General features: G+C 75.1%; 16 protein-coding genes and 1 riboswitch. Of the genes, 8 read left to right on the plus strand and 8 right to left on the minus strand.

Annotation, left to right across the window (positions count from 1 at the left end):
- Nucleotides 1-2: 2 nt before the first annotated feature.
- The 4 genes from pknB to thiO form a co-directional block, all read right to left on the minus strand.
- Nucleotides 3-1,952, minus strand: a complete 1,950-nt coding sequence (gene pknB, locus FHX73_RS21395) for a Stk1 family PASTA domain-containing Ser/Thr kinase (protein WP_246213874.1) — start codon at nucleotides 1,950-1,952, stop codon at nucleotides 3-5.
- An 83-nt stretch (nucleotides 1,953-2,035) separates the two neighbouring features.
- A complete protein-coding gene (locus tag FHX73_RS21400) occupies nucleotides 2,036-2,833 on the minus strand; it encodes a thiazole synthase (protein ID WP_145906537.1) in 798 nt (265 codons plus the stop codon).
- 1 nt (nucleotide 2,834) lies between these two features.
- Complete coding sequence (gene thiS / locus FHX73_RS21405) at nucleotides 2,835-3,044, minus strand: sulfur carrier protein ThiS (protein ID WP_145906538.1); 210 nt, start codon at nucleotides 3,042-3,044, stop codon at nucleotides 2,835-2,837.
- Nucleotides 3,041-4,192, minus strand: a complete 1,152-nt coding sequence (gene thiO / locus FHX73_RS21410; protein ID WP_145906539.1) for a glycine oxidase ThiO — start codon at nucleotides 4,190-4,192, stop codon at nucleotides 3,041-3,043. Before thiO ends, thiS begins: the two co-directional genes overlap by 4 nt.
- Nucleotides 4,185-4,297, minus strand: a riboswitch (TPP riboswitch). It overlaps the preceding gene by 8 nt.
- A gap of 77 nt (nucleotides 4,298-4,374) precedes the next feature.
- On the opposite strand from thiO, the gene FHX73_RS21415 reads away from it, so the two are divergent.
- Genes FHX73_RS21415 through thiE form a run of 3 tightly spaced genes read left to right on the plus strand, consistent with a single transcriptional unit; the run spans nucleotide 4,375 to nucleotide 6,603 of the window.
- On the plus strand, nucleotides 4,375-5,565 hold the full coding sequence (locus FHX73_RS21415; protein WP_145906540.1) for an NAD(P)/FAD-dependent oxidoreductase: 1,191 nt from the start codon (nucleotides 4,375-4,377) through the stop codon (nucleotides 5,563-5,565).
- A gap of 16 nt (nucleotides 5,566-5,581) precedes the next feature.
- Complete coding sequence (locus FHX73_RS21420; RefSeq protein WP_145906541.1) at nucleotides 5,582-5,950, plus strand: Rv2175c family DNA-binding protein; 369 nt, start codon at nucleotides 5,582-5,584, stop codon at nucleotides 5,948-5,950.
- Complete coding sequence (thiE, locus tag FHX73_RS21425) at nucleotides 5,947-6,603, plus strand: thiamine phosphate synthase (protein ID WP_145906542.1); 657 nt, start codon at nucleotides 5,947-5,949, stop codon at nucleotides 6,601-6,603. The genes FHX73_RS21420 and thiE overlap by 4 nt, the downstream gene beginning before the upstream one ends.
- 79 nt (nucleotides 6,604-6,682) lie before the next feature.
- On the opposite strand, the gene FHX73_RS21430 is transcribed toward thiE, so the two are convergent.
- On the minus strand, nucleotides 6,683-7,789 hold the full coding sequence (locus tag FHX73_RS21430) for a polyprenyl synthetase family protein (protein ID WP_246213633.1): 1,107 nt from the start codon (nucleotides 7,787-7,789) through the stop codon (nucleotides 6,683-6,685).
- Between the two features lie 120 nt (nucleotides 7,790-7,909).
- Between FHX73_RS21430 and metF the strand changes: the two genes are divergently transcribed.
- Together metF and FHX73_RS21440 are read left to right on the plus strand one after the other, a co-directional pair.
- Nucleotides 7,910-8,824 (plus strand): methylenetetrahydrofolate reductase [NAD(P)H], encoded by a 915-nt coding sequence (metF, locus tag FHX73_RS21435; protein WP_145906543.1) that lies wholly within the window; start codon nucleotides 7,910-7,912, stop codon nucleotides 8,822-8,824.
- A gap of 74 nt (nucleotides 8,825-8,898) precedes the next feature.
- Nucleotides 8,899-9,693: a hypothetical protein gene (locus FHX73_RS21440; RefSeq protein WP_145906544.1), complete on the plus strand. Its 795-nt coding sequence runs from the start codon at nucleotides 8,899-8,901 to the stop codon at nucleotides 9,691-9,693.
- A gap of 18 nt (nucleotides 9,694-9,711) precedes the next feature.
- Here the strand turns inward: FHX73_RS21440 and FHX73_RS21445 are convergent, their stop codons facing one another.
- A complete protein-coding gene (locus FHX73_RS21445; RefSeq protein WP_145906545.1) occupies nucleotides 9,712-11,103 on the minus strand; it encodes a phytoene desaturase family protein in 1,392 nt (463 codons plus the stop codon).
- A 183-nt stretch (nucleotides 11,104-11,286) separates the two neighbouring features.
- Here FHX73_RS21445 and FHX73_RS21450 point away from each other — a divergent pair, with 183 nt between their 5' ends.
- The 3 genes from FHX73_RS21450 (at nucleotide 11,287) to FHX73_RS21460 (ending at nucleotide 13,139) form a co-directional block, all read left to right on the plus strand.
- Nucleotides 11,287-11,760, plus strand: coding sequence for an SAV_6107 family HEPN domain-containing protein (locus FHX73_RS21450; RefSeq protein WP_145906546.1), 474 nt, complete (start codon nucleotides 11,287-11,289; stop codon nucleotides 11,758-11,760).
- A gap of 11 nt (nucleotides 11,761-11,771) precedes the next feature.
- Nucleotides 11,772-12,524, plus strand: coding sequence for a methyltransferase domain-containing protein (locus tag FHX73_RS21455; protein ID WP_246213634.1), 753 nt, complete (start codon nucleotides 11,772-11,774; stop codon nucleotides 12,522-12,524).
- Between the two features lie 222 nt (nucleotides 12,525-12,746).
- Complete coding sequence (locus FHX73_RS21460; RefSeq protein ID WP_145906548.1) at nucleotides 12,747-13,139, plus strand: DUF3040 domain-containing protein; 393 nt, start codon at nucleotides 12,747-12,749, stop codon at nucleotides 13,137-13,139.
- Between the two features lie 79 nt (nucleotides 13,140-13,218).
- Here FHX73_RS21460 and FHX73_RS21465 read toward each other — a convergent pair whose 3' ends face one another.
- Together FHX73_RS21465 and FHX73_RS21470 are read right to left on the minus strand one after the other, a co-directional pair.
- Nucleotides 13,219-15,630: a transglutaminase TgpA family protein gene (locus FHX73_RS21465; RefSeq protein ID WP_145906549.1), complete on the minus strand. Its 2,412-nt coding sequence runs from the start codon at nucleotides 15,628-15,630 to the stop codon at nucleotides 13,219-13,221.
- Nucleotides 15,627-16,964, minus strand: coding sequence for a DUF58 domain-containing protein (locus FHX73_RS21470; protein ID WP_145906550.1), 1,338 nt, complete (start codon nucleotides 16,962-16,964; stop codon nucleotides 15,627-15,629). Before FHX73_RS21470 ends, FHX73_RS21465 begins: the two co-directional genes overlap by 4 nt.

Below are 16,964 nucleotides of genomic sequence, written 5' to 3' on the forward strand. Positions count from 1 at the left end.
CGTCAGAACTTGATCGTCACCGTGCTGCCCTTGGGCGCCATGGTGCCCGCGGTCGGGGACTGGCCGGAGACGCTGCTCAGGCCGAAGAAGTTCAGCCCCGTGCTGTGCACCTTGAAGCCGGCGGCGGTCAGCGCGTTGGTGGCGTCCGACTCGCTCATCCCGGTCACGCTCGGCACCTGCACCGGCTGCGGGCCCTTGGACAGGGTCAGCGTCACGGTGCTGCCCGGCGCGGCCGGGCCCGTCGGCGACTGCGCGGCGACCGAGCCGGCCGGCACGGTGTCCGAGTAGGACTGGTCGTTGCCCAGCGCCGTCTGGAAGCCGGCGCCGATCAGCGCGGCCTGCGCCTGGTCCGCCGACTGGCCGACCACGTTCGGCACCTGCACCGGCTTGGCGCCCTCGCTGACCACCAGCGAGACCGGGGTGTTCACCGCCAACTGCTGGCCGGCCGCCGGACTGGTGGAGATCACCGAGCCGGCCGGCACCGAGGAGCTGAAGTCCTGGCTGGTGTCGCCCGGGGTCAGGTGGGCCGCGGTGAGCTGCTGCTTCGCCTGGTCCAGCGGCTTGCCGGACAGGTCGGGCACGGTGATCCGCTCGGGGCCCTTGGAGACCACCACCTTGACCGGGTCGCTCTTGCGGACCTTCTGGCCCACCCCGGGATCGCTGCTGACCACCTGGCCGGACGGCACCGTCTCGCTGAACGCCTGGCTGAAGCTGCCGTGCAGCCCGGCCCCCTTCAGGGTGCTCACCGCCTGGGCCTGGGTCTGGCCGAGCACGCCGGGCACGGTGCCGTAGACGGCGCCGGACAGCAGGTAGGTGGTGGTGGCCACGACCGCGACCAGGGCGGCCAGCACCGCGCTCCAGATCAGCCGGCGGCGGGCCTTGGGCGAGCGGGCCGGCCGGGCCGGGCGGGGGGCGGGCGGCTCGTCGTAGGGCCGCAGGGGCAGCAGGCGGTCCGCGGCGCCGGGCGCCGGCCGGACCGGCGTCAGCACCGTCGTCGGGTTGTCCACGGCCGGCAGCACCGAGGTGGCCTCGGCGGCGCCGAACCGGGGCGCGGAGCGGGTGGAGGCGGGCGGCTCGGCGTCCAGCTGAGCCGGCGTCAGGGAGCGGCGCAACCGCTGCAGCGCGGCGAGCAGCTCGACCGCGTCCCACGGTCGGGCCTCCCGGTCGCGGGCGGTGGCCGAGGCGACTATCGAGTCCAGCTGGGGCGCCAGCCCGGGCACCGCGCGGGACGGCGCCGGGACGTCCTCCTCCAGGTGGCGGTAGATCACCTGCATCGGGTTCTCGCCGGTGAACGGCTTGCTGCCGGTGAGCAGTTCGTAGAGCAGGATGCCGGCCGCGTAGACGTCCACCCGCTGGTCGGTCGGGCCGTTCGGCTGGATCTGCTCGGGTGCCAGGTAGGAGACGGTGCCCATGATCACACCGGGGGTGGAGGTGGTGGTCACCGAGGAGTCCGCGCCCGAGATCACCCGGACCAGCCCGAAGTCGGCCACCTTGACCAGGCCGCCGTCGGTGATCAGCACGTTCTCCGGCTTCACGTCCCGGTGCACCAGGTGCGCCCGGTGCGCGGCGCCGAGCGCGGCCAGCACCGGCTCCAGCACGTCCAGCGCGGCCCGCACCGAGAAGGCGCCGCGGTCCGCCAGCACCTCGCGCAGGGTGCGGCCGGGCACGTACTCCATGGCCAGGAAGGCGATGCCGCCGTCGGCGTTCTGGTCGAAGACGTTGACCACGTTGGGGTGCGAGAGCCTGGCCACCGCCTTGGCCTCGCGGATGAACCGCTCGGCGAACTCCGGGTCGCCGGCGAACTGGGGGTGCATCACCTTCAGCGCCACCACCCGGTCCAGCCGGGTGTCGGTGCCCCGGTAGACCGTGGCCATGCCGCCCACGGCGATCCGCTCCTCGACCAGGTACCGGTTGTCGAGGAGCGTGCCGATCAGGCCGTCGTTCACCGTCATGTCCACCCGAGGAGTCTAGGGGTGCCCCGGGCACGGTTGGGTGTAGCACCTGTCATGGTTGTGCACCACGGCCCGGCGGTCCGTCAGAAGGCGGGCCGCTCCCGGTGGTCCAGGTCGGCGCGGCCGGCCATCGCCGAGGAGGCCTCGGCGTGGAACCGGCGCGGGATCCGCCCGGCCCGGTGGGCCAGCCGGCCGGCCTCCACCGCCCGGCGCATCGCGTCCGCCATCAGCACCGGGTGCTGGGCCCGGGTGACCGCGGAGGCCAGCATCACCGCCGAGCAGCCCAGCTCCATGGCCAGCGCCACGTCGGAGGCGGTGCCCGCGCCGGCGTCCAGCACCACCGGCACGCCCGCGGACTCCACGATCAGCTGGAAGTTGTGCGGGTTGCGGATGCCCAGGCCGGAGCCGATCGGCGAGCCCAGCGGCATGATCGCCGCGCAGCCGACGTCCTCCAGCTTGCGGGCCAGCACCGGGTCGTCGTTGGTGTAGGGCAGCACCGTGAAGCCGTCGTCCACCAGGGTCTCGGCGGCGTCCAGCAGCTCGATCGGGTCGGGCAGCAGGGTCCGCTCGTCGGCGATCACCTCCAGCTTCACCCAGGAGGTGCCGAGCGCCTCGCGGGCCAGCCGGGCGGTCAGCACGGCCTCGCCGGCGGTGAAGCAGCCGGCCGTGTTGGGCAGCACCCGGATGCCGTTGCGGGTCAGCACGTCCAGCACCGAGCCCTGGGTGTCCGGGTTCACCCGGCGCATCGCCACCGTGGTCAGCTCGGTGCCGGAGACCTGCAGGGCCTGCTCCAGCACGTCCAGGCTGGGTGCGCCGCCGGTGCCCATGATCAGGCGGGAGGTGAAGGCGGTGTCACCGATGACGAAGGGGTCGTCAGCCATGTCAGCCCCCCTGCACGGCGGTGAGGATCTCCACCCGGTCGCCGGCGGTCAGCCGGGTGCCCGGCCAGGAGCCGCGCGGCACCACCGTCTCGTTGAGGGCGGCGGCCACCCCGGAGGGGGCCTTGCTCAGCTCGGCGACCAGCTCGGCGAGGGTCCACTCGGCGGCCACCTCGCGCGGCTCGCCGTTGACGGTCAAGGGGATCTGGCTCATCGGGGGCTCCTGGCGAAGCGGCTGGGGGAGAAGGGGGCGGCGAGGGCGGGGACGGCGCCGGTGGCCAGGGTCTCGGCGATCAGGTCGGCGGTCACCGGGGTGAGCAGCACGCCGTTGCGGTAGTGGCCGGTGGCGGCGAGCAGGCCGGGCAGGGCGGTGGGGCCGAGCAGCGGGGCGTTGTCGGGGGAGCCGGGGCGCAGTCCGGCCGAGGTCTCCACCAGCGGCAGTTCGGTGATCCCGGGCACCAGCTCGTGGGCGTCCCGGAGCAGCTCGTAGACGCCGCCGGCGGTGACCGTGGTGTCGTAGCCCTGCTCCTCGGTGGTGGCGCCGATCACCAGCTCGCCGTCGGCCCGGGGCACCAGGTAGAGGTGTCCGCCGCGGACCACGGCGCGCACGTTGCGGTTCAGGAAGGGGCCGTGGGCGGTGGGCATGCGCAGCCGCAGGATCTGGCCCTTGACCGGGCGGACCGGCGGCAGCACGTCCGCCGGCAGGCCGGGCAGCAGGTGGCTGCGGGGGCCGGCGGCCAGCACGGTCTGACCGGCCGTCAGGTGCTCGCCGGTGCTCGTCCGGACGCCGGCGGCCCGGTCGCCCTCGACCAGCAGCTCGGCGGCGGCGGCCCGGTGCAGCACGACCCCCGCCTTCTCGCAGGCGGCGACCAGGGCGGTGAGCAGCAGGCGCGGGTTCACCTGGTGGTCGTCGGCCACGTGCAGGCCGCCGCGCACCCCCGGGGCCAGCATGGGTTCGAGCTTGCGGGCCTCGCGGCCGGTGATCCACTCGGAGGCCAGGCCGAGCCGCTGGTGGAAGGCGTGCAGCTCGCCGAGCTCGGCCTTGTCGTCGGCGTCCAGCGCCACCGCGAGGGTGCCGGTGGCGCGGTAGCCGGTGTCCTGCCCGGCGGCCTCGGAGAGCTCGGCGCAGAAGTCGGCGTAGCGGACGTTGGATGCGATGCCCAGGTGCAGCAGGGGCTCCTCGCCGTACTGGAGCTCGGTGACGGGCGCGAGCATGCCGGCCGCCACCCGGGCGGCGCCGCCGCCGTGGTCGGGGTCGAGCACGGTGACCGACAGGCCGCGCTGCCGGGCCCGCCAGGCGACCGCGAGGCCGACGATGCCACCGCCGATCACCAGGACGTCGGGCGCTTCGGTGCGTGCCAAAGCACGTTCTCCCTTCGCCGGAATGACCCGGATCAGGTTCGGACGGTCGCAGGCCGCCGCAGCCCGCCTCTCAGCCCGGTGCGCCGGGCTCCCGTGAGGATGCCCCCACCATAACGCCGGGTCACCGGTGGGCTGAAGCCACCGTTCACGGGCCGGACCGGAGCGCTCGCTACAGTGGCCCGATGACTGATCAGCGAGCAGTGATCATCGGCGCCGGACTGGCGGGGGCACAGTGCGCGATCGCGCTCCGGGAGGGCGGCTGGACCGGGCAGGTGGTGCTGGTCGGCGCCGAGCCGCACCGCCCCTACGACCGGCCTCCGCTCTCCAAGGACGTCCTCCTCGGCCGCTCCGACTCCACCGCCTTCGACCTGGACTGGGACCGGCTGGGCGTCCGGTTCCTGCTGGGCCGCACCGCCACCGGGCTCACGGGTGACGAGGTGCTCACCGACCAGGGCCCGGTCGGCTACGACCAGCTGGTGATCGCCACCGGCGCCGCGCCGATCGCCCTGCCGGGCCCGGTCCGGGTGCTGCGCACCGTCGACGACTCGCTCGCGCTGCGGGCCGAGCTGCGGCCCGGGCTGCGGCTGGTGCTGGTCGGCGCCGGCTGGATCGGGGCCGAGACCGCCACCGCCGCCCGCGCGCTGGGCTGCGAGGTGACGGTGCTGGAGGGCGCCGGATCGCCGCTGGCCGGCGCGCTGCCCGCCGAGCTGACCGAGCCGATGGCCCGCTGGTACGCCGAGGCCGGGGTGGCGCTGCGGCTCGGCGCGAAGGTCGCCGCCGTCGGCGCGCACGGCGTCCGGCTGGCCGACGGCACCGAACTGCCCGCGGACCTCGTGGTGGTGGGCATCGGCGCCCGCCCGGACACCCGCTGGCTGGCCGGCAGCGGCATCGAGCTGGACGGCGCCGGCGCGGTCGTCGTGGACGACCGGCTGCGCACCTCGCTGCCCGGCGTCTGGGCGGCCGGCGACTGCGTCAGCTACCCGTCCTCCCGCTCCGGCGGGCGGGTCACCGTGCAGCACTGGGACCACGCGCTGCAGTCCGGCCGGGCGGTGGCCGCCGGGCTGCTCGGCGCCGACCAGCCGTACGACCCGGTGCCCTACTTCTGGTCCGAGCAGTTCGGGCGGATGGTGCAGTACGTCGGCCGGCACCGGGAGGGCGACCGGCTGCTCTGGCGCGGCTCGCCGGACTCGCCGGCCTGGACGGCGCTGTGGCTGCGGGACGGCGCGCTCAGCGCGCTGCTCACCGTGGACCGCCCGCGCGACCTGGCCCAGGGCCGCAGGCTGGTGGAGAAGGCCACCCCGGTCGATCCGGCGCTCGTCGCCGACCCCGAGGTGCCGCTGAAGTCGGCGGTTGGTGCGAGCGCGGCCGGATAAGTGGCAGGCTGGTCCCGTGAGTAGTGAGACGCAATCGACGATTGAACAGCTCGTTCCGGAATGGCTCTACCTCCCGGACATCTCCGAGCGCTGGGGTGTGCTGGTCACCGAGGTCCGCCAGATGGTCAAGGACCACAAGCTGATCGCGGTCCGCCGGGGCCCGAACAAGTCGCTCCAGGTGCCGGCCGCGTTCATCGCCGACGACGGCCCGGTCAAGCACCTGGTCGGCACCGTGACCGTGCTGCGGGACGGGCGGTTCAGCGACGAGGAGATCCTTGAGTGGCTCTTCACCGAGGACCCCTCGCTGCCGGGCAGCCCGATCCAGGCGCTGGTGGAGGACCGGGGCACCGAGGTGAAGCGCCGGGCCCAGGCGCTCTCGCTGTGACGGCGGGCCAGGAGCACCGGGCCAAGCTGGCCGACGCCCGCCTCTACCTGTGCACCGACGCCCGGCGCGAGCAGGGCGACCTGCCGGAGTTCCTGGACGCGGTGCTGGCCGGCGGCGTGGACATCGTCCAGCTGCGGGACAAGGGGCTGGAGGCCAAGCAGGAGCTGGAGTACCTGGAGGTGTTCGCGGCCGCCGCGGCCCGGCACGGCAAGCTGTTCGCGGTCAACGACCGCGCCGACGTCGCGCACGCCGCCCGCCCCCAGGTGCTGCACCTGGGGCAGGACGACCTGCCGGTGCCGGCCGCCCGGGCGATCATCGGGGCCGACCCGGTGATCGGCCGGTCCTGCCACGCCGAGTCCGAGGTGGCCGCGGCCGCCGTGGAGCCCGGGGTGGACTACTTCTGCACCGGGCCGGTCTGGCCGACCCCGACCAAGCCCGGGCGCCACGCGCCGGGCCTGGAGCTGGTGGAGTACGCGGCGCGGCTGGGCGGCGACCGGCCCTGGTTCGCGATCGGCGGCATCGACCTGGGCAACCTGGACCAGGTGCTGGAGGCGGGCGCCCGCCGGGTGGTGGTGGTCCGGGCGATCACCGCGGCCGAGGACCCGGGCGCCGCGGCGGCCGAGCTGGCCCGGCGGGTCCGTTCGATGGACTGACTGACGCACTGACGCACTGACGGCGGACGGGCTGACGGGCTGACGGCGGGTCGGATGACCCGCCGTCAGCCCGTTCCCGTCAGTACCGCCGGACGGTGGCCGCCTCGGCCAGCACCCGCAGCGTCTCCCGGGCCGCCTCGTCGGCCAGCGGGGCGGAGTCCAGCGCGGCCAGCGACTCGGCCATCAGCCGGTCGATCCGCTGCTCCACCTGCTCGGGCGCGCCGCTGCGGGCCACCAGGGCGGCGAGTTCGGCCACGTCGGCCGGGGTCAGGCCGGGCGCGCCGAGCCGCTGGTCCAGCCGGGCCGCGTCGGCCGGGCCGAGGCCGCGCAGCGCCAGCGCCACCAGCAGGGTGCGCTTGCCCTCGCGCAGGTCGTCGCCGGCCGGCTTGCCGGTGACCGCCGGGTCGCCGAAGACGCCGAGCAGGTCGTCGCGGAGCTGGAAGGCCTCGCCGAGCGGCAGGCCGAACGCGCCGTAGGCGGCGACCAGGGCCTCGCTCGCGCCGGCCAGCCGGGCGCCGACCTGGAGCGGACGCTCGATCGTGTACTTGGCCGACTTGTAGTGCAGCACGGTCTGCGCCCGGGCCAGCGCCCGGTCGTCGGTGGAGTCGCCGGCCACCGGCTCCAGCACGTCCAGGTACTGGCCGGCCATCACCTCGGTGCGCATCAGGTCGAAGACCGGCTTGGCGGCCAGCACCGCGGCGGGCGCCAGGCCGCAGCGCACGAACAGCTCGTCGCACCAGATCAGCAGCAGGTCGCCGAGCAGCACCGCGGCGGCCGCGCCGAACTGTTCGCGGTCGCCGCGCCAGCCCTGGTCGCGGTGCAGCGCCTCGAACCGGCGGTGCACCGAGGGCAGGCCACGGCGGGTGTCGCTGCGGTCCATCAGGTCGTCGTGCACCAGGGCGCTGGCCTGCAGCAGCTCCAGCGCGGCGGCGGCCCCGGTGATGCCGTCGCTGTCGGCCGGGCCGCCGGCACCGCGCCAGCCCCAGTAGCAGAAGGCCGGGCGCAGCCGCTTGCCGCCGTCCAGCAGGAAGTCGCGCAGCGCGTCGGCGGCAGCGACCAGGTCCGGGGAGATGGCGCTGAGCAGCTCGTGCTGGCCGGCCATGAACCGGGCGAGCGCGGCGTCCACCCGGGTGCGCACTGCCTCGACGTCGAGGGGCAGCACGGGGGTGGGGCTGGGCGGGGTCACAGGAGCCCTCCGTGGTCAATGGGATGGTGATCAGGTTAACCGACGGGCCATTTGGACAATCGGTCTCAGTTTCTGGACAAGGTTTGTCCGTCGGCCTGCTCCGGCCGCTAACCTGCGGGCATGGCACTCGGCGTCCCCTCCACCAGAACGGACCACGCAGCCACCGTCCGCGAGTTGCTGGCGGCCGGCCGGCGGTCGTTCTCCTTCGAGTTCATGCCCCCGCGCAGCGAGACCGCCGAGCAGAAGCTCTGGGACGCGATCCGGCGCCTGGAGCCGCTGAACCCGAACTTCGTCTGCATGACCTACGGTGCCGGCGGCTCGACCCGCGGCCGCACGGTCAACATGGTCGGCCGGATCGCCACCGAGACCACGCTGACCCCGGTCGCCCACCTGACCGCGGTGGACCACTCGGTGGCCGAACTGCGCAACATCATCGGCCAGTATGCCGACCAGGGCGTGCGCAACGTCCTCGCCGTGCGCGGCGACCCGCCGGGCGATCCGACCGGCGAGTGGGTCACCCACCCGCAGGGGCTCACCTACGCCTACGAACTGGTCGAGCTGATCAAGGACATCGGCGACTTCTGCGTGGGCGTGGCCGCCTCGCCGAACATGCACCCGCGCTCCACCGACTGGGACGACGACATCCGGCACTTCGTCGCCAAGGTGCGGGCCGGCGCCGACTACGCGATCACCCAGATGTTCTTCGAGGTGGAGGACTACCTGCGGCTGCGCGACCGGGTGGTCGCGGCCGGCTGCGACGTGCCGATCATCCCGGAGATCATGCCGGTGACCAACGCCAAGCAGCTGGTCCGCTTCCCGCAGCTCAGCGGCGCGCCGTTCCCGCCCGACCTGGAGGCCCGGCTCACCGCCGTGATCGACGACCCGGCGGCGCTGCGCGAGATCGGCATGGAGCACGCCACCGCGATGAGCGAGCAGCTGCTCTCCGAGGGCGCTCCGGGTCTGCACTTCATCACCCTCAACGGTTCCACGGCGACCCTGCAGATCTACCAGAACCTCGGTCTGCACAGCAGCTGAGCCCGTGATGTGGGGCCGCGAACGCGGACCCGGTACAGTCGCCGCACGCGCTGGGCACGTGCTGGAGGACGCCGATGGGCATCGGGATGCTGGTGTTGTACGCGGCCCTCGCCGTGGTCGCGCTCTGGCTGGTGGCCGAGCTGCTGCTGCAGAGCCGCGCCCCACTGCACTGGCGGGGGCTCGCACTCGGCGCCTTCCTGCTGGTGGTGGTCGGGATGGCGGCGCACACCGTGGTGCTGATCGGCATCGGCGCGCTCGGCTTCGCGGCCGGGCAGCTGCTGGTCACCCTCGCCGTCAAGGCCGGGAAGACCACCGCCTGGTCGCTGCGCGGCTCGGACGGCGCGCTGCCCGGGCCGCTCGCCAAGGTGCCGCTGCTGGCCGCCGCGACCAGCGGCGACCCGGCCCCCGAGGTGGTCGTCGAACGCGACCGGATCGGCGAGGTCGGCCCGATAGAGGAGCCGGCGGCCACCGCCGAACCGCTCCCCGAACCGGTGCTCCCCGAGGACGACGGCGACTACGGGATCTACGACACCGCCGACCCCTACGGCTACGGCCAGGAGCAGCAGCAGTCGCAGCAAGTCCAGTACGACTACTCGCAGCAGCAGCAGCAGGGCTACGGCTACTACGACCCGAACCAGTACCAGCAGCCGCAGCAGCAGCCGCAGTACCAGGGCTACCAGGAGTACTACCCCGGGCAGGACCAGCAGCAGTGGCAGCAGCAGCCGGCCTACGACCCGAACCAGTACCAGGGCGGCTACGACATCCCGCAGCAGCAGTCGCACGAGTACTACCAGCCGCAGCCCCAGCCCCAGGTGCAGCCCGAGTACCCGCAGCAGACCGACGCCGGCTGGCACGGCGGCTGGCAGTAGCCGCCCCGGCGGCGGCCGTCAGGCCGGTCCGACCAGCCCCGCCACCACGCAGGCCGACATGCCGGCCCGGGCCAGCCCGCCGCCCGGGTGCGCCGCCTGGCCCAGCCGGTAGCGGCCCGGCTCGCCGGTCTCGTTCGCGGGCTGCAGGAACGCCCCGCCCAGGCCGGCCAGGGCCGGGCTGGCCACCGCGCCGCCGGGGGAGAGGGTCTCCCGCTCGGTGTCGGCGGGGGTGCGCAGCTGCCGCCAGAGCACCCGGTCGCCGAGGTCCAGGCCGGCCGCGTGCAGCCGGGCGAGCATCCGGTCGGCGAACGCCTCGGCCACCCCGGGGGCGGTCCAGTCCACTTCGGCCTGCGAGGGCACGGTGCAGGTCAGCACCGCCGTTTCGTGCCGCTCGTCCGGCACCGCCGACGGGTCGTCAGGCCGCAGCACCTGCACGGTCGGCAGCTCGTGGGGCGCCGGGGCGTCGAACAGCGCGGCGAACTCCTCGCGCGGCCGCGGGGTGTGCACCACGGTGCGCTGCGGGGTGCCGGCCGGGCGCGGGCCGCGCAGCGCCAGCAGCACGCTGAACCGGCCGGGCAGCGCGGCCGCCGCCGGCTCGGGGCGCAGCACCAGCTCCGCGTCGGGGAAGTCCTCGGGACTGACCCGGGCGCCGTACCGGAACTCCACCCCGCGCTGCTCGCAGCGCGCCACCAGCACGTCCACCAGGGTGCGCAGGCCGCCGCGGACCGCCCAGACGCCGAAGGTCTGCTCCACGTAGGGCAGCACGGTGGCGCCGGCCGGGGCGCGGCGCGGGTCCAGGCCGAAGCGCAGCGCGCACTCGGTGAGCAGCGCGGTCAGCCGCGGATCGCCGCCCAGCTCGCGCTCGGCCACCTCGATCAGCGTCGGCCGGGCCCGGCCGCCGAGCAGCCGGGCCAGGCCGTGCCTCGGCGCGGGGTAGGGGTCGGTGCCGAGCGGGGCGGTGTCGGCCGGCAGCGGCTCCTCCAACAGCGGGCGCCGGGTGGCCTCCCAGACCGCCCGGCCGCGGTTCATCACCGCCGCCCAGCGCTCCCCGGCCCCCGCGCCGAGCGCCCCGTCCAGCGCCCGGGCCACCCCGCCCCGGGAGGCGTTCGGCAGGGTCAGCGCGGTGCCGTCGGCGAACAGGTGGTGGCTCTCCGGATCCACCGGGGTGAGCCCGACCAGCTGCTCCAGCGGCTCCTTGCCGGTCTTCAACGCCAGGTCGCGGTAGACCGCCGGCAGGCTCAGCAGGGTCGGGCCGGTGTCGAAGGAGAAGCCGTCCCGCTGGAGGCGGCCGACCATCCCGCCCGGCCCGGGGGCGGCCTCACAGACCGTCACCCGGTGTCCGAGGGTGCCCAGCCGCGCCGCCGCGGCCAGCCCGCTGATGCCTGCTCCGATGATGACGATCCGTGCCACAGCGGGTGATCCTAACCGCCGGGCCCCGTTGTCAGTGCCGCGCGCGAGCATGGCAGGCGGGTGGCCGACCGGCCGTCCGCGACCTGCTCCGGATTCGGGGGAGTACCGACCATGACCGTCACAGAACTCCCACAGCCAGACCAAACGCCGGCCGACAACCGTCCCTCCTCCCAGGACCCGCGCGTGCCCGAGCAGATCCCGCTCAACGCGGTGGACGTGCACCCCGTGCTGCTGCGGGCCGGCACCCCGCCCGCCGCCCGCGACCTGCTGGCCCAGGCCGAGCGCACGCTGCTGGCCGCCGACGCCGCCGAGGACCCGCTGGAGCGGTACGCCACCGCGCACCTGGCCGCGCTGCGCACCACCGCCGCGGTGCTCGCGGTGCGCGGCCGGCCGGAGAAGAACCCGCGCCGCCGCAAGGCGATCCGCAGCGCCTGGGAGGTGCTGCCCGAGGTGGCGCCCGAACTCGCCGAGTGGGCTGTCTACTTCGCCGCCGGGGCGGGCAAGCGGGCGGCCGCCGAGGCGGGGGTGCGGGGCGCCGCCTCGGCCCGCGACGCGGACGACCTGATCCGCAACGCCGCCCTCTTCCTGCGCTCGGTGCACCGGGTGCTCGATCCGGCAGGCAATAGGGTGAGGGGGTCTGGTCCGTCCGCCTCCTGAGGAGCCCGCTCGTGTACCCCTCGCGCCCCCGCAGCGCCCTGCGCACCGCCGTGGTCTGGGAGGTGGTCCGAACGGCACTGGAGCGCCGGGCCGCCGAGTTGGACCAGCCCGTCCTCGACGTGCTCGACACCGGCGGCGGCACCGGCAACTTCGCCGTGCCGGTGGCCCGGCTCGGCCACCGGGTGACCGTGGTCGACCCCAGCCCCGACGCGCTCTTCGCGCTGGAGCGCCGGGCCGCCGAGGCCGGGGTGACCGACCTGGTGCGGGCGGTGCAGGGGGACACCCAGACGCTGCCCGAGGTGATCGCCCCCGCCTCGGTGGACGCGGTGCTCTGCCACGGCGTCCTGGAGGTGGTGGACGACCCGGCCGAGGCGCTCGGCCACCTGACCGCGACGCTGCACAAGGGCGGGCTGGTCAGCCTGCTGGCCGCGAACCGCAACGGCGCGGTGCTGGCCCGGGCGCTGGCCGGCCACTTCGACGAGGCCCGCACCGTGCTCGGCGCGCCGGACGGACGCTGGGGCGCCGGCGACCCGATGCCGCGCCGCTTCACCGGGGACGAGCTGCACGAGCTGGCCGGCTCGGCCGGGCTGCGGGTGGAGTCGGTGCACGGGGTGCGGGTCTTCGCCGACCTGGTGCCCGGGGTGCTGGTGGACACCGAGCCGGGCGCCCTGGAGGCGCTGCTGAAGCTGGAGGAGACGGCCGCCGCCGAGCCCTCCTTCCACGCCGTCGCCACCCAGCTGCACCTGCTGGCCCGGCTCGGCTGAGACCGGACGGAAACTTCACGGCCCCTGGGAGCGTTGCACCGGTGCGGGGACGGGCCGGATGTGTCGGACACGACGGATCCCAGCCCGCCCCGGATCCCACGGTCGGACCGTATGATCTGGGTAAAGCCAGAACGCATGACGGCCAGACCCGTGGGGCATATGGACCACGACAGGGCCAGGTGGCGGACCGGTCGCCCCGCGACCGACGAGTAGGAGGACTCCGTGCCGCTCTCGGAGCACGAGCAGCGACTGCTCGACCAGATGGAGCGAGCGCTGTACGCCGAAGATCCCAAGTTCGCGTCGGCGCTTGAGGGAACCGGCCTGCGTACCTACACCCGGCGCCGGGTGTACCTCGCGGCGGCGGGATTCGTGCTGGGGGTGGGCCTCCTGATGGGAGGCATGATCGCGCAGCCCAGGTTCATCTGGCTGAGCGTGGTGGGCTTCCTGGTGATGCTGGGGTGTGCGGTGCTCGCGGTGGCCGGCTGGCGCCGGCACCCGGTGGCCGGCCCCGGCGCGGGCCTGCGGACGGCGCAGCCGGTGAGCCGCAAGGCCGGTGTGATGGACCGGATGGAACAGCGCTGGCAACGCCGCCGCGACGAGCACGACGGCTTCTGACCTCCCCACTTGCCCCAGGCCACCGACGAGAGCGGCGGGCGGGTGATCCGATCGGATCACCCGCCCGCCGCTCTTCGCGTCAGCCTTCCCGGCGCCCCGGCCGCAACCGCTCGCCGGCCGCCCGCAGCCGGGCCCGCAGCCCGCGCCGCAGCGCCTGCATCCGGTCACCGGCCCGCCAGAACACCCGGGCCGCCGAGGGCGGCAGCAGCACCGCGCGCAGCCGCCGGCCGCGGCCGGCGTGGGCCCACAGCCCGTCCCGGACCGTCAGCACGTCGCTGCCCAGCGGCGCCGACAGGCCGGGCTCGCTGGCGTACAGCACCCGCTCGGTGGCCAGCGCCAGCCGCCCGCCGGCCGCCCGGCCGGACTCGTCCAGCTCGCCGGTCTCGCTGATCCGGCTCACCGTGCGGCGCGGGCTGAGCGCGTCGTCCGGCGGGATGCCGAGGTCCCAGGCGGTGTCGATCAGCTCCTCCCAGGCGGCCAGCACCTGTGCCTCGGTCAGCTCGCCGCCGCCCGGGCCGCCCGGACCGCGCCGCCCGCGGCCGAGCCGCCGCCGGCGCAGGTCGCGCCGCCAGAGCATCGGACTGAGCAGCAGGAGCAGCACCAGCGCGGCTCCGGCGACCACCGCCAGCAGCTGCCACGGCACTCCGGCGGAGGTCTTCGCGACGGCGACCGGTGCGGCCGTGTCCTGGGCCGGGCAGCCGCCCTGCTTGTGCAGCTCGGCCGGGCAGCCGTTCGAGACGGTCGGCTCGGGGAGGTTCTGCTGGCTCGGCTGGGCGGTCGGCTGCGCGGCGCTCTGGCTGGGCGCCGGCGCGGCCGCCGGGTTGCCGTAGGACGGGGTCACGCCGCGGCTGGGGGTGGGCTCGAAGCGCAGCCAGCCGGCGCCGGCGAAGTACAGCTCCGGCCAGGCGTGGTAGTCCTTCGTGCCGACCTCGAAGTTGCCGTCGCCGAGGTCCTCGCCCGGCGCGAAGCCGACCGCGACCCGGGCCGGGATGTGCAGGGTGCGGGCCATCGCCGCCATGGTGGCGGCGAAGTGCACGCAGAAGCCCTTCTTGTCGGTCAGGAACTTGGCGATCGCGGCGGGGCCGCTGCCGGCGTCCACCGAGGTGCTGTAGCTGAAGCCGCCGCTGGTGGAGAACCAGTCCTGCAGCGCCACCGCCTGGTCGTAGGCGTCGGTCTTGCCGGCCGTCACCTGGCGGGCCAGGTCGGCGACCATCGAGGGCAGGTCGTCCGGCAGCGCGGTGTAGCGCTGCTCGATCGCGGGCGGGGCCGCGCCGGCCGAGCGCAGCTGCGCGGGGGTGGGCTGGACGTTCAGCGAGACCACGTCGTAGCTCAGCCCGCCGGCCTGCTGGCCGTTGTCGCCGATCACCGAGCGGGTCTGCGGCTCGTAGCGCCACGCGCCCCGGGCGTCCACCCGCTCGATCGGGTACGGGGCCGGCAGCCACTGGGTGCTCAGGTTCGACTCGATCGAGATCTGGGTGGTCATCTCCGACCTGGGCACGTCCGGGACCAGGCCGTCCGGCGGCGGCAGCAGCTCCGGCACCGGCTGGACGTCCTCGTTGGCCGGCTTCCAGCTCTCGCCGTTGAAGTCGTCCAGCGCGGTGATCCGCAGGTAGGCGTCGCGCAGCGCCGGGTCGTCGCCGTGGTAGCGGATCAGCACCTGGTTGTTGGGGCGGCGCAGGCCGTCGGCGAGCGAGACCACCGGGTTGAGGGCGTCGATCGAGTGGCCGGGCCCGTCGCCGTTCCCGCCGTCGCCGAAGCCGTTCAGCAGGTCCAGCCCGTTGGTGGCCGGCACGCTCACGCCGACCACCAGCGCGCAGGCCAGCGCCAGCACGCCGATCCGGTGGCCGCCGGTGGGCAGCCCGCCGCGGCTGTCGGCGGTGCCGGAGCCGCGGAACACCCGGCCCCAGCGGGAGAGCCGGTCGCGGCCCTCGGCGAACAGCAGCATCAGGTAGCCGCTGCCGGCGAGCAGGAACCAGAGCCACTGGGCCCCGCCCTCCCCGGTGGTGTTCAGCCCGCTGCCCACGCAGTAGAAGGCGAGCAGCGGCAGCCCGGCCAGCGCGGCCCGGCGCAGCGTGACGGCCAGGGTGTCCACCATGATCGCCACCATCGCGGTGGCGCCGACCAGCACCAGCCGCAGGCCGGGGGTCGAGGGCGCCGGGATGGTGTAGGTCGCGATGTCGTTGCCGGCCGAGGCCAGCACGCTGCCGAGCGCCCGCACGGCGTCCGGGCCGGGCAGCAGGCCGAAGGAGAGCGAGCCGCGGACCGCGCCGAACATCAGCAGGTAGACCGCCGCCACCAGCTGCGCCACCGGGATCACGGCGCGCGGCACCGGCAGCCGGCGCAGCCCGGCGCCCACCATGGTGACCGCGGCGACCTGGAGGAACGCCGGCAGGATCCAGTTGTTGGTGTCCAGCAGCGGGGTGAGGCCGGCCATCGCCAGCACCGTGGCCAGCGCCGCGTAGAAGGTCAGCCTGGTCTGGGTGGTGATCACTTGTCCGCCCCCTTCCGGCCCGGGGCCGTCGCGGCCGCCTGGGCCCGTGCGTCGGCCCGTCGCCACAGGTCCGGCACCGAGTCGCCGGCCCGGGTCGGCAGGACCGTCCAGCCGGCCTCCCGGAGCATCCGCAGCTGGGCCTGCGTCCGCTCGTCGGTCTCAGCTGGGCCGCCGAGCGGGCGCAGGCCGGACCAGCTGGCGGTGTCCAGCAGGAAGACCACGGCCGCGCCGGTGTTGCGGCGCAGCCGGGCCAGGCCGGCCGCCTGCTCCTCGTCCAACTCGCCGACGATCGCCACCAGCAGGCCCTCGCCGCCGAGGCGCAGCGCCTCCTCGGCCCGGCCGAGGCCGCCACCGGAGGAGTGCTCGGCCACCGCCAGCGCGTCCAGCAGCAGGCCGGCCGACTCGCTCGGCGAGCTGCCGCCCGAGTTGCGGCTCTCCGGCACCTGCAGGCCGGTGTCGGTGAGCAGCCGGGTCTGGTAGCCGCGCTCCAGCAGGTGCTGGCCGACCGAGGCGGCGCAGCTCACCGCCCACTCGAAGGAGGAGGCCGGGCCGGAGCCGCGGTGCCCGGTCTCCCGGGTGTCCAGCAGCACGGTGGCCCGGGCCCTGAGCGGCTGCTCCTCCCGACGGACCATCAGCTCGCCGTACTTGGCGGTGGACTTCCAGTGCACCCGGCGCAGGTCGTCGCCGTAGCGGTACTCGCGGGGCACGGTGTCGTCGTCGCCGGCCAGCGCGACCGCCCGGGAGTGGCTGTCGCCGTAGCCGGCCCACTCGCCGGTCAGCTTGATCGGCGGCAGCGGGTGCACCTGCGGCACCACGGTCAGGGTGTCCGAGGTGCTGAACGAGCGGGTCAGCTCGCACATCCCGAACGGGTCGCACAGCCGCAGCTGCAGCGGGCCGAGCGGGTAGCGGCCGCGCAGGTCGGAGCGGACCCGGTAAGAGACCTCCCGGAAGCCGCGCGGTTCGACCCGGTCCAGCACGAAGCGCGGGCGCGGCCCGAGCACGTACGGCACCTTGTCCTCCAGCATGAGCAGCCCGGTCGGCACCCGGGAGATGTTGTCCACCCGCAGGTGCACCCGGGCCTCCGAGCCGGCCGGCGCCCGGTGCGGGGTCAGCCGCCGGCCGCCGGCCACCCGGTAGCGGGTGCGCAGCACCAGCGCGGCGGCCAGCAGCGGCAGCCCGGCCAGCAGCACCCCGACCTGGAGCAGCGCGCCCTGGCCGAACAGGAACGAGCAGACCGCCGCGGTGCACCCGGCGGCGATGAAGGAGCGGCCCCGGGTGGTCAGGCCCCGCAGGCCGGTGCGGAACCCGGTCGGGTTGCCGTCCGCCTGGGCCAC

The sequence above is a fragment of the Kitasatospora viridis genome, from assembly GCF_007829815.1.
GTDB classification, from domain to species: domain Bacteria; phylum Actinomycetota; class Actinomycetes; order Streptomycetales; family Streptomycetaceae; genus Kitasatospora; species Kitasatospora viridis.

What these genes read in the sequence shown, in the direction of transcription:
- pknB (WP_246213874.1), bottom strand. Translation starts at nt 1,952, where the DNA reads ATGACGGTGAACGACGGCCTGATCGGCACGCTCCTCGACAACCGGTAC.
- thiS (WP_145906538.1), bottom strand. Translation starts at nt 3,044, where the DNA reads ATGAGCCAGATCCCCTTGACCGTCAACGGCGAGCCGCGCGAGGTGGCC.
- FHX73_RS21400 (WP_145906537.1), bottom strand. Translation starts at nt 2,833, where the DNA reads ATGGCTGACGACCCCTTCGTCATCGGTGACACCGCCTTCACCTCCCGC.
- FHX73_RS21440 (WP_145906544.1), top strand. Translation starts at nt 8,899, where the DNA reads ATGGGCATCGGGATGCTGGTGTTGTACGCGGCCCTCGCCGTGGTCGCG.
- FHX73_RS21415 (WP_145906540.1), top strand. Translation starts at nt 4,375, where the DNA reads ATGACTGATCAGCGAGCAGTGATCATCGGCGCCGGACTGGCGGGGGCA.
- metF (WP_145906543.1), top strand. Translation starts at nt 7,910, where the DNA reads ATGGCACTCGGCGTCCCCTCCACCAGAACGGACCACGCAGCCACCGTC.